This is a genomic window from Amycolatopsis sp. La24 (genome assembly GCF_029087445.1).
Classification (GTDB): Bacteria; Actinomycetota; Actinomycetes; order Mycobacteriales; family Pseudonocardiaceae; genus Amycolatopsis; species Amycolatopsis nivea.
This window is the reverse complement of sequence record NZ_JARACH010000014.1, coordinates 61,766-74,449: the sequence shown is the minus strand read 5'-3', so window position 1 is coordinate 74,449 and position 12,684 is coordinate 61,766. Positions and strand designations below refer to the sequence as shown.

12 protein-coding genes, 1 tRNA gene and 1 pseudogene are annotated in these 12,684 nt (G+C 67.5%); 8 read left to right on the top strand and 6 right to left on the bottom strand.

Going from position 1 to position 12,684, the window contains the following annotated elements:
• Positions 1-26: 26 nt before the first annotated feature.
• Positions 27-99, top strand: a tRNA-Ala gene (locus tag PUT80_RS16285).
• Between the two features lie 43 nt (positions 100-142).
• Here PUT80_RS16285 and PUT80_RS16280 read toward each other — a convergent pair.
• Positions 143-466, bottom strand: coding sequence for a hypothetical protein (locus PUT80_RS16280; protein WP_275292616.1), 324 nt, complete (start codon positions 464-466; stop codon positions 143-145).
• A gap of 321 nt (positions 467-787) precedes the next feature.
• On the opposite strand from PUT80_RS16280, the gene PUT80_RS16275 reads away from it, so the two are divergent.
• Positions 788-1,435, top strand: coding sequence for an antibiotic biosynthesis monooxygenase (locus tag PUT80_RS16275; protein WP_275292614.1), 648 nt, complete (start codon positions 788-790; stop codon positions 1,433-1,435).
• Between the two features lies 1 nt (position 1,436).
• Here PUT80_RS16275 and PUT80_RS16270 read toward each other — a convergent pair whose 3' ends face one another.
• Positions 1,437-1,718 (bottom strand): ester cyclase, encoded by a 282-nt coding sequence (locus tag PUT80_RS16270; RefSeq protein ID WP_275292695.1) that lies wholly within the window; start codon positions 1,716-1,718, stop codon positions 1,437-1,439.
• Positions 1,719-1,765: 47 nt separating this feature from the next.
• Between PUT80_RS16270 and PUT80_RS16265 the strand changes: the two genes are divergently transcribed.
• From PUT80_RS16265 to PUT80_RS16250, 4 genes and pseudogenes are all read left to right on the top strand, one after another.
• Positions 1,766-2,077 (top strand): hypothetical protein, encoded by a 312-nt coding sequence (locus PUT80_RS16265; protein ID WP_275292612.1) that lies wholly within the window; start codon positions 1,766-1,768, stop codon positions 2,075-2,077.
• 263 nt (positions 2,078-2,340) lie between these two features.
• A pseudogene (locus PUT80_RS16260) lies at positions 2,341-2,664 on the top strand (alpha/beta hydrolase); the annotation flags it as partial.
• Positions 2,665-2,773: 109 nt separating this feature from the next.
• Positions 2,774-3,172: a hypothetical protein gene (locus PUT80_RS16255; RefSeq protein ID WP_275292698.1), complete on the top strand. Its 399-nt coding sequence runs from the start codon at positions 2,774-2,776 to the stop codon at positions 3,170-3,172.
• A gap of 105 nt (positions 3,173-3,277) precedes the next feature.
• Positions 3,278-3,925, top strand: coding sequence for a hypothetical protein (locus PUT80_RS16250; protein ID WP_275292610.1), 648 nt, complete (start codon positions 3,278-3,280; stop codon positions 3,923-3,925).
• 70 nt (positions 3,926-3,995) lie between these two features.
• On the opposite strand, the gene PUT80_RS16245 is transcribed toward PUT80_RS16250, so the two are convergent.
• On the bottom strand, positions 3,996-4,619 hold the full coding sequence (locus PUT80_RS16245; RefSeq protein WP_275292608.1) for a TetR/AcrR family transcriptional regulator: 624 nt from the start codon (positions 4,617-4,619) through the stop codon (positions 3,996-3,998).
• A gap of 64 nt (positions 4,620-4,683) precedes the next feature.
• Here PUT80_RS16245 and PUT80_RS16240 point away from each other — a divergent pair, with 64 nt between their 5' ends.
• Complete coding sequence (locus PUT80_RS16240) at positions 4,684-6,747, top strand: AAA family ATPase (RefSeq protein ID WP_275292606.1); 2,064 nt, start codon at positions 4,684-4,686, stop codon at positions 6,745-6,747.
• Here PUT80_RS16240 and PUT80_RS16235 read toward each other — a convergent pair.
• Together PUT80_RS16235 and PUT80_RS16230 are read right to left on the bottom strand one after the other, a co-directional pair.
• On the bottom strand, positions 6,729-7,928 hold the full coding sequence (locus PUT80_RS16235; RefSeq protein ID WP_275292604.1) for a glycosyltransferase 87 family protein: 1,200 nt from the start codon (positions 7,926-7,928) through the stop codon (positions 6,729-6,731). The genes PUT80_RS16240 and PUT80_RS16235 overlap by 19 nt on opposite strands.
• 21 nt (positions 7,929-7,949) lie before the next feature.
• Positions 7,950-8,768: an AraC family transcriptional regulator gene (locus PUT80_RS16230; protein ID WP_275292601.1), complete on the bottom strand. Its 819-nt coding sequence runs from the start codon at positions 8,766-8,768 to the stop codon at positions 7,950-7,952.
• Between the two features lie 97 nt (positions 8,769-8,865).
• Between PUT80_RS16230 and PUT80_RS16225 the strand changes: the two genes are divergently transcribed.
• Positions 8,866-10,275: an amidase gene (locus PUT80_RS16225; protein WP_275292599.1), complete on the top strand. Its 1,410-nt coding sequence runs from the start codon at positions 8,866-8,868 to the stop codon at positions 10,273-10,275.
• On the opposite strand, the gene PUT80_RS16220 is transcribed toward PUT80_RS16225, so the two are convergent.
• Positions 10,272-12,650 carry an excinuclease ABC subunit UvrA gene (locus PUT80_RS16220; RefSeq protein ID WP_275292597.1) on the bottom strand — a complete coding sequence of 793 codons (2,379 nt, stop codon included), beginning with the start codon at positions 12,648-12,650 and terminating at the stop codon, positions 10,272-10,274. The genes PUT80_RS16225 and PUT80_RS16220 overlap by 4 nt on opposite strands.
• Positions 12,651-12,684 lie beyond the last annotated feature (34 nt).

Below are 12,684 nucleotides of genomic sequence, written 5' to 3'. Positions count from 1 at the left end.
GTACTTAGCGGACCTCGGTCCGCACCGGGCCTGTAGCTCAATTGGTAGAGCACCGCCTTTGCAAGGCGGGGGTCAGGGGTTCGATTCCCCTCAGGTCCACCCGCACTCCCCGTTCGGCCGAAGCCGGACGGGGATTTGTGCGTCAGGGGCTCTGCTTCAGACGGTCGATGATCTTGAAAATGGCCTCGCCGAACACCTGGTTGAGCGTCGGCTCCTGGTAGTCCTCGCTGCGGAAAGTCGAGTTCGTGACCACGCGACGGCCCACTTTGAACGACAGATCCTCGTGACCCGGGGCATCGGAATTCAGCAGATCTCGCCGTCGCCCACCTTCCTGTTCGAGGTGGCTTCCTTGGGCTGACCGCCCGGACCGGCGACGCGGGTCGCAGTTGCCGTGGTCCGTGCGGAAGCAATCGCTCCACGCGTACTGCCGAGGTCCCTTGCCGTGCTCGCCGGGATCGGCGCTCAACTGGGACGGCTGTACGGGGGATTGTTCCTCGGCCCGGCCGGAAACCGTGTCGTTGGTGAACGAAAGTCCCCAGTCCTCGGCTTTGTAGATCTCGTAGATCTGCAGGTCGCCGCGGGCTTAGCCCGCGACTACGGTGCTGCATCCGACTGTCAACAGTGCCGATACCCCGAGACAGCCCGCCATCATGGCGTGCTTGGAAATGATCAAGATCCCCTGCACTCGTAGCCGTCAGAGTAACGAGAGTCGTGGTTGATGACTTGACTTCAACTTGCCTTGAAGTTCGATCCTTCGTGAGTCATCATCGATCTTGGAAGGACCCTCATGACTGTCAATCGCGTTGCGCGCCCTGACTTTGTGCGCACGGACGTCGACGCTGTGCTGGTTGCCGAAACGACCGTCGAGGCGGCGGAGGTGCTTGCCCGGCTGGAGAAAGAGCCGTGGCCGGCCGGGCTGATTTCGTTCAATACCTTGGCGAGTACCGTGGGCGAAGGCACGCTGGTCTATACCCAGTGGGCCGAGGGAGCAGCTGATCCCGGTCTGGTGCAACGGGTTTCCGGAAGTGATCCGGTCGAATACCGGTTGTATCGCAGCGGAAATCGGGACAACGCGACCGTTCCGGGGTGCATTGTCGTGGTGAGCGTTGAGTTCGACGGTGCGGACGCGCAGCGCCAGCGGCGTTGGGTGGACACCGTGTTCGGCGCGTTGGCCAGTGAGGAGAAACCCGCGCCGGGTGGGCTGTCCGGGCACTTCCATGTCAGCATCGACGGGACGCGAGTGCTCAACTACGCGGAGTGGGCCGACGAACAGTCGCATCGCGACGCGTTGGCGCGGTCCGACCGGGGGACGGTCGGGGTGTCCGACGAATGGCAGAAGGTGCAGGAATTCCCGGGCGTGCGCGGCGGCGGGTTCCGGCGGTATCGGATGGTGCGCAGTCTTTCGCTCGGACTGTCCGCGAAAGAGCCAGCCTGATTCAGGCGTCTTGCGGAGCGAAGTCGGGCGCGGGCAGCGTGCCGAGCTGGATGCGGGCGCCGAGTTCGTCCCGGACGCCCCAGTGTTCGGCGAGCAAAGTGCCTTCGGTGCGGTAAATGTGCACCGTGGTCATCTGGTACGGCTTGCCTGCGGTGCCCGCGCCGTGCACCGCGTCCACTCCGGTTCCGGTGGCGGTCGCGCGGACAACGACGCGGTCGTCGGTGGCGAAGATGTCGTCGATCGCGTATCTGATGTTCAGCACGTGGTGCACGAAGGTAAGGATCTGCCGGTAGCCCGCGGGGCACCGGATACATCGCCGGTTCGGGCTCGGTGGCGGCGACCGCTCCTCGGTTCGAAGCGGCGAAACGTGCTTGGCGCGAGGGCGGCCGGATCGGGGAGCCGCGGCTGGTTTCGTTGGCGTACTTCGTTTTGGGAGACGTCGACGCCGGGTTGGCGAACGTCCGGGACTTCTATCGGTTGGCTCCCAAGGAAGTCGCGGACAGTGTCGTGCCGTGTGTGTCTCCGGAGATGGTTCGGAAATGCATCGCGGAGTTCGCCGAGTTGGGCGCGGATGAGTTGGTTTTCGTGCCGACGACGGACGACGTCGACGAAATCGCCCGGCTGGCGGACGTCGTCAGCTGACCATCGTTCTGGAAGATGATTTCGCTATCGGGGGCCATCATCGATGCTGCCGGGGGTCGCGCGGCTCCAAGCTGAAGTCATGAGATTACGCGTAATTGCGATCGTCGCGGCGATGCTCGCCGTGGTCGGGGCGGGGACAGCGCAGGCGGCACCGAGATTGGCGTTGCCGCGGCCTGGCGGGGTCAGCCCGGTCGGTACTACTACCTTTCACTTTCACCGACAATTCCCGCGCGGATCCGTAGGTTCCTTCGCAGCGGCGGGAAATGATGGTGACGCTGTGGTATCCGGCGCAGTATCCCGGATGGCGGCCCACGCAGTACCTCACTCAGCGAGAGTCGGAGCTGATGGTGAAGGAGCTGGGCGATAAGTCGGTGCCGGAGGATGCGCTGACTAAGGTGCGGACACATTCCACTGTGGACGCTCGGCCGCAGTTCCGGCGGATGCCGTTGGTGGTGCTCTCGCCTGGGTTCACGTTGCCGCGCGCGACGTTGTCGTCGTTGGCGGAGGAGCTGGCCAGCCGCGGGTATGTCGTGGCGGGGATCGGGCACAACTACGAGTCGACGGCGATTACCTTCCCGGACGGGCATACGACGGAATGCGTGGCATGCGTTGCGAAGGACTGGGTGAAACTTGTCAAAGCCCGGGCGGCGGACGTGCCGTTCGTGCTCGATCGGGGGAGCCAGCACGGCGCCGGCGATGCTGGCCGACCGGCGGATCCGCGCCGGGGCGATGCTGGACGGCATGTACTACCTCCCGGTGACCGGGCTGGATCGGCCGTTTCTGCAGTTCGGAGCGCCGGTGCACGAGCCGGGCGGGACGGTCGATCCGTCGTGGGATTCGGCGTGGCGCGAGATGACCGGATGGAAGCGGTGGATCACCGTTAACGACGGGGAACACAGCATGTTCACTGATCAGCTGCTGCTCTGCCAGCAGGCCGGGGTGCCGGTGCCGGGACTGAAGATCGATCCGCTGCGGGCGATCCGGGTCAGCGAGGCGTACCTGACCGCGTTCCTGGACGAGCACCTGCGCGGGGTGCCCCAGCGGCTGCTGGACGGGCCGTCGCCGCGGTACCCCGAAGTGCGGTTTTGGGGCTGAAGCGCTTTCCTGGCGAAGTCCGCGGAATTTCTTCGCAACCCCCTCCGGCGGTGTGCGTCTCTATAGGCAAAGGGAAAGCCAAGAGCTGGTCAGGGGAGAATGGAAATGCTCAGGAAGACTGTCAAATTGGCCACCGTCGGAGCGGCTCTCGGTGCGGTCGCACTGCTTTCCGCGTGCTCTGGCCAGAATTCGGCAGCCCCGGCGAGCTACCAATCCGCCCCGGTCAACGTCGCGGCGAAAAGCCAGGTGCAGCAGCCGGAAACGCCGGTGAAAAAGGGCGGCAGCGGCGGTGGCGGGGCCAGTGCGGAGGACGTTAATTGCAGCACCCTCGGAGGTCCGGTCGGTCCGCGCAAGGTTGATTTGATCGCGGACGAAACCAAGGCAGGTACCGTTGGTTGCGTCGAAGCGTTCAATGTCATCACCGAATACTTCGACAATATCGACAAGGCCATCGGGTCCAACTACATGATGACTGTCCGGGGTTGGCAGTGCCTGACCGACACCGGCGCGGAGGGCACGCACGAGATCCGCTGCGCGAAGGACGGTTTCAAGCTGCACACCACGCCGCCGAAGGACGAGGACACTCCGGACCCGCAGGAGCAGGGCACGGGGTACAACGGGGTGCCGATCGACCCGCCCGCCGACCAGGACCAGGGCACCGGCTACCACGGGGTTCCGGTGGACCCGCCGAACGCGCAGGACCAGGGGACTGGGTACCAGGGCGTGCCGGTCGACAGCCCGGATCAGAACTGAGCGAGCGCGAACTGCGGAAGTGGGCCAGGCCTTGCGAGGTCTGGCCCTTTTCGCGCGGCCCCGGACTGAGTCACAGCACCGAAGCCAGACCCTCCCGCAACATCCGATACGCCGCCTCCGCCCGGGCGACAGCATCCGGATAAGTCTCATCAGCGCTTCGCCCACCGCGGATCTCCCGGGCGTTGTGGAACCCCAAGATCCGCTGCGCCCCGAAGATCTGCGCAGCCACCAACCGTGCGGTGAACTCGTCCGGAACCCCGCACGACGCGCGCAGTTCCTCCACCAGTTCCTGTTCCTTCTCCAGCAAATACGTGGCAAGCCGCGCCAGTAATGCAGGCGTTGAGTACAGCAGCGTGTGGCACGTGATCGCGTCCGGCGAGTCGTTCAGGCCGGTCAGCGGGTCGCGGGCGGCCAGGCGGTCCAGGAAAGACCGTTCCAGCGCGGACAGCGCCGACACCTCAGGCGGCCGCGCGCGGACGATCTCCGCGGGGCCGTTTTCGTCGACGAACTGGTGGATGACCAGGTCTTCCTTCGTCGGGAAGTACGCGAACAGCGTCGGCTTCGAGATCTCGGCTTCGGCGGCGATGTCGGCCACCGACACCCCGTCGAAGCCGGATTCGCGGAACAGGCGCAGGGCCGCCGAGGCGATGGCTTCCCTCGTGCGGTGGCGTTTGAGCTCGCGCAGTCCTGACACGGCCGTCAGCCTAACCGGAACTCGAACCAGGATAAAAACTTGACTCGGTTGTATATTTAACCCAGTGAAGATACTGGAACCAGAGATCCGGGTAGAGCGCGAGTTTCTCCAGGCCTGTCACGCCGAGCTGGACCGCATGCGGGCGGAGATCAAGACCGCGATCGCGACGGGAATGGGCGAGGGCGACGCGGTCGACGACAAGTACTTCAACCACGTCCTCAGGCAGTTTCGCATCGAGATCGCCGAGGAGCTAGCGGATATTGACGACGCGCCGCTCTTCTTCGGCCGCCTCGACTATCCGCCGGGCGAGGTCTACGAGGCGGCGCGCGGGTCGCGCACCCGATCGCCCGAGCATGACCTCGTTTACCTGGGCCGCAGAGGGATTCGTGACGACGACGGCGAACCTCTGGTGATCGATTGGCGGGCGCCGCTCGCGAGGGCGTTTTACGAAGCCGATCACGATCATCCGATGGGCGTGCGGGTCCGGCGGCGCTACGGGTTCGACCAGGCCGGAGTGCTCAGCGCGTACGAGGACGAGCCGCTCGATCGGCCAGGCTCGGCGGAGAATCGGCTGCTCACCGCGGAGATCGAGCGGCCTCGGCAGGGGCCGATGCGCGACATCGTCGCGACGATCCAGCCGGACCAGATGCGGCTCGTTCGCGCGCCGGTCGACCGGACGATCTGCATCCAGGGCGCACCGGGGACCGGCAAAACCGCGGTGGGGCTGCATCGGCTGGCGTACCTGCTCTACACCGAGCGGGTGCGGCTGCAGAAGGCAGGCGGGGTCGCGGTGATCGGGCCGAACCGGTCGTTTCTCGCGTACATCGCGGGCGTGCTTCCGGCGCTCGGCGAGGTGGCGGTTTCCCAAGCCACGATTGACGAACTGACCGGGGCGGGCCAGCCGGCCGAGTACGTCGACGATCCGCGGACGGCGCGCATCAAGGGCGACGTCCGGATGGCGGAGGTCGTCCGGCGGCACGTGTGGGCGCGGATCCGGCCGGTCGACCGGACGCTCGAGGTGAAGTACCAGCACCGGACCTGGCGGTTGTATCCCGAGGACATCGCCGAGGAACTCACGGAAATCCTCAGCCGCGGCGCGGATTACAGCGCGGGGCGAGAATTGCTGGCCCAGCGGCTCGCGCACCGGGTCCTGCGCGAGATGGAGCGGTCCGGCGGTACGAGCGCGACCCTCCATCAGCTTCGCCGCAATGCCGCGATCAACAAGGCGGTCCGCGACATGTGGCCTGCCGTCGAGCCCGCGCGGCTGGTCTATGACTTGCTTACCGATAACGCGCTTCTCGCCGAAGCGGCCGACGGAATTCTCACTGCTGAGGAACAGGAAGCGCTCCTCCGTCCGCGTCCGCGCAGTCGCAAGGCGATGACCTGGTCGACGCTCGATCTCGCGTTGCTGGACGAGGTCGCGGCGCTGATCGAGCGGCCGGCGAAGCTCGGGCACGTCGTGGTCGACGAGGCGCAGGACCTCAGCCCGATGCATCTGCGGGCGATCGCACGCAGACTGGCTGGTGCGTGCACGGTTCTCGGCGACGTCGCGCAGGCGACCAGTCCGTCCGCGGTCCGCGATTGGACGACCGTGCTCACCCATCTCGACCGGCCCGGCGGGCGAATCGAAGAACTCACGCACGGCTACCGCGTTCCGGCGGATGTCCTCGACTTCGCTGCCCGGCTGCTCCCGCACATCGCGCCGGAGCTGCGGAGTCCCACGTCGTTCCGGCATTCCGCGGATGCCTTGCACCTGACCGCAACGGACGAGACGGTCGCCGCTGCGGTCGACGCTTGCGCGACAGCTTTACAGGAGGAAGGGTCGATCGGGCTGCTGGCCGCGGACGCGGATATCCCCGAATTGCACCGCGTCCTCACCGAGCGCGGGCTGGACCACGTGGTGCTGGGTACCGACGGAACAGCTCGGATCACCCTGGCACCGGTGAGTTTGGCGAAGGGGCTGGAGTACGACACGGTCCTGGTGGTCGAACCGGCGCGCATCGTGGCGGCGGAAGAGCGTGGGCTGCAACGGTTGTACGTCGCGCTCACCCGGGCGGTCAGCACCTTGCACGTACTCCACGCGGACCCGTTGCCGGAGCCGTTGCTGGCTCAGACCGCGGCGGTCTGACGGCGCGTCGAGTAGCACTGCCAGCCCAGAAAACCCAGCGCCAGCAGCAAGTAGCTGTTGCCGATGACGTGCTCGACCGGTCCCCAGGACAGCTCCAGGTACCCGTTCTTCGGCAGCCACGAATGCGGGGCGATCACTAAAATCGCCGCCACGGCAGCCAAACCGGCGACCGCGGTCCGGGTGTGCGCGCGAGCGGCGAACAGCACGATCGCGGGCACGATCCACACCCAGTGGTGCGACCACGAAATCGGCGAACACACCAGAATCGCGGCCGCGTTGAGCAGGAACGCCATCGACGGGTCGGCGCGCAGCATCGCGGGAACGGTCAGCGCGAGCGCGGCCAGGGTCAGCACCGCGACCAGGATCAGCGTCGGCGTTTCGGCGAGCCCGAACCGGTGCACCGCGCCCTGGATGGTCTGGTTTGTCGCGAAAATCGATCCGCTCATCCCGGACGCGCCGGTCAATCCGCCGCCGAACCAGTACTTCATCGACGCTTCCGGCGCGATCACGAACCCGGCCGCGCCGGCGAGCACGAAGGTGACCACCGTGGTCAGTGCCGCCCGGAAGTCCCTTTTCACCAGGAAGAACAGCAGGAATCCGGCCGGCGTGATCTTCATGGCGGCGGCGAGGCCCAGCAGGACGCCGCGGGGCAGCCGCGTCCGGGGGCCGAGGCAGTCGATCACCACGAGGGCCATCAGCAGGAGGTTGATCTGCCCGAACCACAACGTCTCGCGGACCGGTTCGAACGCCAGCGAACCAGCCCCGATCACGAGCGCGGCCAGCATCGCGGTCCGCCGCCCGGCATGGGGCCGGACCACGACGTAGACCGTGCCGCACAGGCACGCCAGTGAGACGGCGAGCATTAGCATCGCGCCCAATGGCAACGGCATCGCGGCGAACACCAGGAACACGACGGCCGCGAACGGCGGGTAGATGAACGGCAGGATCAGCCCGGCGCGGGTCGGCGGGAGCGGACCGTAGACGTCCTCGCCCTGGGCGAGCGCCCGCGCGCCGGACCGGTAGATCTCCAGGTCGAGCGGCCACATCGTGCAGACGAGCCACAGAACCGTCACTGCCACCGCCATCGAGGCGAGGACCAGCAGGAACACCGCCGGACGACGGGTGCCGGCGTCGTCTAGCCACCGGCGCAGCGCGACAGCGGGGGGCCGGATGGAAGTCACTCCGCGATCATGCCGGTGCGATCACCCGTTCGCGCAGTGGGGGCGAGACCAGGCGACCTCGTCGACCGCGAGCCACGGCGCGTTCGCGGCGGCGGAGGGGGTGACCCCGGCGAAGGCTTTGACCTCGTGGTGCAGGTGCGACTGGTCGACATAGCCGCTCTCCGCCGCCACCAAAGCGGGACTTTCGCCCGCGGCGAGCCGGTGCACCGCGTGGTCGAACCGGACCAGTTGCGCGGCGCGTTTCGGGCTGAGCCCGAGCTGGCTCCGGAACCGCGACCACAGGCGTTTCCGGCTCCATCCGGTCTCGTCGGCCAGCTGCTCGATCCGCACCTGACCGTGGTGCGCGTCCATCCGCCGCCAGGCGAAGGCGACTTCCGGATCGACCGTGCGACCGGCCTCGTATCGCTTGCCCAAAGCGGCTTCTACCAGGGCGAACCGGTCGTTCCAGGAGTCGAGCGCGCGCAGCCGGCCGGGCAGTTCGGTGGGCCAGACGTCATCAAGGGACACGACCTCGCCGCTCAACTCCGTCCCGAGCACCGCGTGTGCGACCTCGGGCGACAGCCGGATCTGCACGCATTCGATGCCCTGCCCGCGCACGCGCATGCCGTGCGGCACGAGTCCGGCGACGACGCTGCCGCGTGCCACGTCGTTGACGAGCAGCTTTTCGCGCAGGTTGAGAAACAGCGTGACGGCCGGGTACGGGACCACTGTCAGGTCCACCTGGTCCACGGTGTCGCCGACGAATCCGGCCATTCGCACCCCGGGCAGCCGGAGCGGCCGGGACGGCACGGCGATGCCCCACACCGCTGGTCCGTCGCGAGCCCACTCGGCTGGTCGCATGCCGCCATCGTACGTAACTTCGTCCGCGCGACATTTCTCCAAGACCGGCCGCCACCGCCCCGACCAGGCTGAACGGGTACCGGAAAGGGGATCCGTGATGATCAATCCGTTCAGCTCCGCCGTCGAAGTCGCCGCCGCCATCCGCGCGAAGGAGGTGAGCCCGGTCGAGGTCGCTGATTGCTACCTCGACCGCATCGCCGAGCTGGATCCGAAGTTCAACGCCTTCTGCTTCCGCGCCGACGACGAGGTCCGTGCCGCGGCGAAAGCCGCCGCCGACGCTGTGGTGCGGTGCGCGCCGGAAGAACTGCCGCCGTTCCACGGGGTTCCGCTGCCGATCAAGGACCTCGTCAACGTCGCCGGCTGGCCGACCACTTACGGCTCGCTGGCCACCGACCGTTCCCCGCAGCCCAAGTCGGACCCGATCGTGCAGCGGTTCACCGACGCGGGTTTCCTCCCGCTCGGCAAGACCACGACGTCGGAATTCGGCGCGGTGCCCTTCACCGAGAGCGAGGCGCAGGGCATCTCGCGCAACCCGTGGGACCCGGACCGCACGCCCGGCGGTTCGTCGAGCGGCGCGGGGGTCGCCGTCATCGCCGGAATGGCCCCGGTTGCGCACGCGGAGGACGGCGGCGGATCGATCCGCATCCCGGCGTCGTGCACAGGTCTCGTCGGGCTGAAGCCGACCCGCGGCCTGGTCACGAACGCCGTGGTGGAGGTCGAGGGCTTCGCGACCAGCGGAGTCGTCAGCCGGACGCTGGCCGACACCGCCGCCGCGCTGGACGTCCTCACGAGGCACGACCCGGGCGCGTGGTGGTCGCAGCCGACGCCCACCCGGTCGCTCGCCGACGCGCTGAACACCGAACCCCCGACTCGCCTGCGGATCGGTGTCCTCACCACCTCGCTGATCGACGGCATTGAGGTCGACCCGGCCTGCCTGACCGCGGTCGACAAAACCCTTCGCGCGCTGGAGGAAGCCGGACACCAAATTGTCGACAAACCGCTTCCGCTGCCGACATCCGAGGAACTGCTGGCGACATTCCTGAAGGTCTGGAACGTCGCCAGCGCAGGCGTCCCGGTGCTCGACCCGGACCGCATCGAACCGCACAACCGGGCACAGCGCGAAGCCGCGAAGTCGGTCGATTCCTGGACTTACGCGGAGAGCGTGCACCAGACCCAGGTGTTCTCCCGCCGGATTGTCGAGGCCTTCGTCGGCAGCTTCGACCTGCTGGTCACGCCGACCATGGCGTGCCTCCCGCCGAAGGTCGGCGCGTGGCGAGCGAGCGGAAATCCGGTGGTGGCGGCGTACCCGATGGGCGTGTTCACGTCGCTGTTCAACGTGACCGGCCAGCCCGCGATCTCCCTCCCGCTGCACCACGACGAGGCGAGCGGCCTGCCGGTCGGCGTCCAGCTGGTGGCCGCGCCCTGGCGGGAAGACCTGCTGCTGCAGGTCTCCCGCACCCTGGAACAGGCGCTGCCCTGGGCCGACCGGCGGCCGCCGCTCGACTAGCCCACGTAGGCGGCCAGGTGCTTCCCGGTCAGCGTCCGCTTCCTCTTCACCAGCTCGGCGGGCGTCCCCTCGAAGACCACCTGGCCGCCGTCGTGCCCGGCGCCGGGGCCGAGGTCGATGATCCAGTCGGCGTGCGCCATCACGGCCTGGTGGTGCTCGATGACGATCACCGACTTGCCCGATTCGACCAGGTGGTCCAGCAGCCCGAGCAGCTGTTCCACGTCGGCGAGGTGCAGGCCGGTGGTCGGCTCGTCGAGGATGTAAACGCCGCCGTTCGACCCCATGTGCGTGGCCAGCTTCAGCCGCTGCCGCTCGCCGCCGGACAGCGTGGTCAGCGGCTGGCCGAGGGTCAGGTAGCCGAGTCCGACCTGTTCCATCCGCTCGAGAATCCGGTGCGCGGCGGGGGTTTTCGCGTCGCCGTCGGCGAAGAACGCGGTGGCCTGGGAGACCGACATCGCGAGCACCTCGCTGATGTCGCGTCCGCCGAAGTGGTACTCCAGAACCGAGGCGTCGAACCGCTTGCCCTCGCAGACCTCGCAGGTGGTGGCGACTCCGGCCATCATCCCGAGGTCGGTGTAGATGACGCCGTTGCCGTTGCAGTTCGGGCACGCGCCTTCGGAGTTGGCGCTGAACAGCGCGGGCTTCACGTTGTTGGCCTTGGCGAAGGCCTTGCGGATCGGTTCGAGCAGCCCGGTGTAGGTCGCCGGGTTGCTCCGCCGCGAACCGCGGATCGGGGCCTGATCGACCGAAACGACGTCGTCGGATTCCCGAATGGACCCGTGGATCAGCGAGCTCTTACCCGATCCGGCGACCCCGGTGATCACGCACAGCACGCCGAGCGGGATGTCGACGTCCACGTCCTGCAGGTTGTGCGTGTTCGCGCCGCGGATTTCCAGCACGCCCGTGCGCTCCCGCACCGACGGCTTGAGCGAGGCACGGTCGTCCAAATGCTTGCCGGTCAACGTCTTGCTCGCGCGCAGACCGTCCACAGTGCCCTCGAAACACACCGTGCCGCCGTTCGTGCCCGCGCCCGGCCCGAGGTCGACCACGTGGTCGGCGATCGCGATCGCCTCCGGCTTGTGCTCCACCACGAGGACGGTGTTTCCCTTGTCCCGCAAGCGGAGCAGCAGGTCGTTCATCCGCTGGATGTCGTGCGGGTGCAGGCCGATGGTGGGCTCGTCGAAGACGTACGTGACGTCGGTGAGCGACGAGCCGAGGTGCCGGACCATCTTCACCCGCTGCGCTTCGCCGCCGGACAACGTGCCCGCCGGCCGGTCCAGCGACAGGTAGCCGAGACCGATCTCCACGAACGATTCGAGCGTCTCGTGCAGCGATTTCAGCAGCGGCGCGACCGACGGGTCGGACAGCTTCCCGACCCAGTCGGCGAGGTCGCTGATCTGCATCGCGCACACGTCGGCGATGCTCATCCCGTCGATCTTGGACGACCGCGCCAGCTCGCTCAGCCGCGTCCCGTCGCATTCCGGGCAGGTCGCGAAGGTGACCGCGCGGTCCACGAACGCGCGGATGTGCGGCTGCATCGCCTCGACGTCCTTGGACAGATACGACTTCTGGATCCGCAGCACCAGACCCTCGTAGGTCATGTTGATGCCTTCGATCTTCATCCGCGTCGGTTCCTTGTACAGGAAGTCCTGCAGCTCGCGCTTCGTGTACTTGCGGATCGGCTTGTCCGGGTCGACCAGCCCGGACCCGGTGTAGAGCCGGTAGTTCCAGCCGCCCGGGGTGTAGCCGGGGATGGTCAGCGCGCCCTCGGCGAGCGACTTCGAGTCGTCGTACAGCTGGGAGAGGTCGATGTCGTTGATCGAACCGCGGCCCTCGCAGCGCGGGCACATGCCGCCGGTGACGCTGAAGCTGCGCCGCTCCTTGATCTCCTTCCCGGCGCGCCGCACGGTGACCGCACCCGCGCCGCTGATCGAGGCGACGTTGAACGAGAACGCCTGCGACGACCCGATGTGCGGGGTGCCGAGCCTGCTGAACAGGATCCGCAGCATCGCGTTGGCGTCGGTGGCGGTGCCGACCGTCGACCGCGGATCGGCCCCCATCCGCTGCTGGTCGACGATGATCGCGGTGGTCAGCCCGTCGAGCACGTCGACCTCGGGACGGGCCAGCGTCGGCATGAAACCCTGCACGAAACTGCTGTAGGTCTCGTTGATCAGCCGCTGCGATTCGGCCGCGATCGTGCTGAACACCAGCGAGCTCTTGCCCGAGCCGGACACCCCGGTGAACACCGTCAGCCGGCGCTTCGGGAGTTCGACGCTGACGTCCTTGAGGTTGTTCACGCGGGCGCCCTGCACGCGGATCAGGTCATGGCTGTCCGCGGCGTGCCCCGGCGTGGTCTTCCCCTTGGCCTTGGTCATCTCTCTCCCAGTTTCTTTTCCCGGCGGTCCGGCT

Coding starts and splice junctions, on each gene's coding strand:
- PUT80_RS16225 (WP_275292599.1), top strand. CDS start 8,866: ATGATCAATCCGTTCAGCTCCGCCGTCGAAGTCGCCGCCGCCATCCGC.
- PUT80_RS16255 (WP_275292698.1), top strand. CDS start 2,774: ATGCTGGCCGACCGGCGGATCCGCGCCGGGGCGATGCTGGACGGCATG.
- PUT80_RS16275 (WP_275292614.1), top strand. CDS start 788: ATGACTGTCAATCGCGTTGCGCGCCCTGACTTTGTGCGCACGGACGTC.
- PUT80_RS16230 (WP_275292601.1), bottom strand. CDS start 8,768: ATGCGACCAGCCGAGTGGGCTCGCGACGGACCAGCGGTGTGGGGCATC.
- PUT80_RS16220 (WP_275292597.1), bottom strand. CDS start 12,650: ATGACCAAGGCCAAGGGGAAGACCACGCCGGGGCACGCCGCGGACAGC.
- PUT80_RS16250 (WP_275292610.1), top strand. CDS start 3,278: ATGCTCAGGAAGACTGTCAAATTGGCCACCGTCGGAGCGGCTCTCGGT.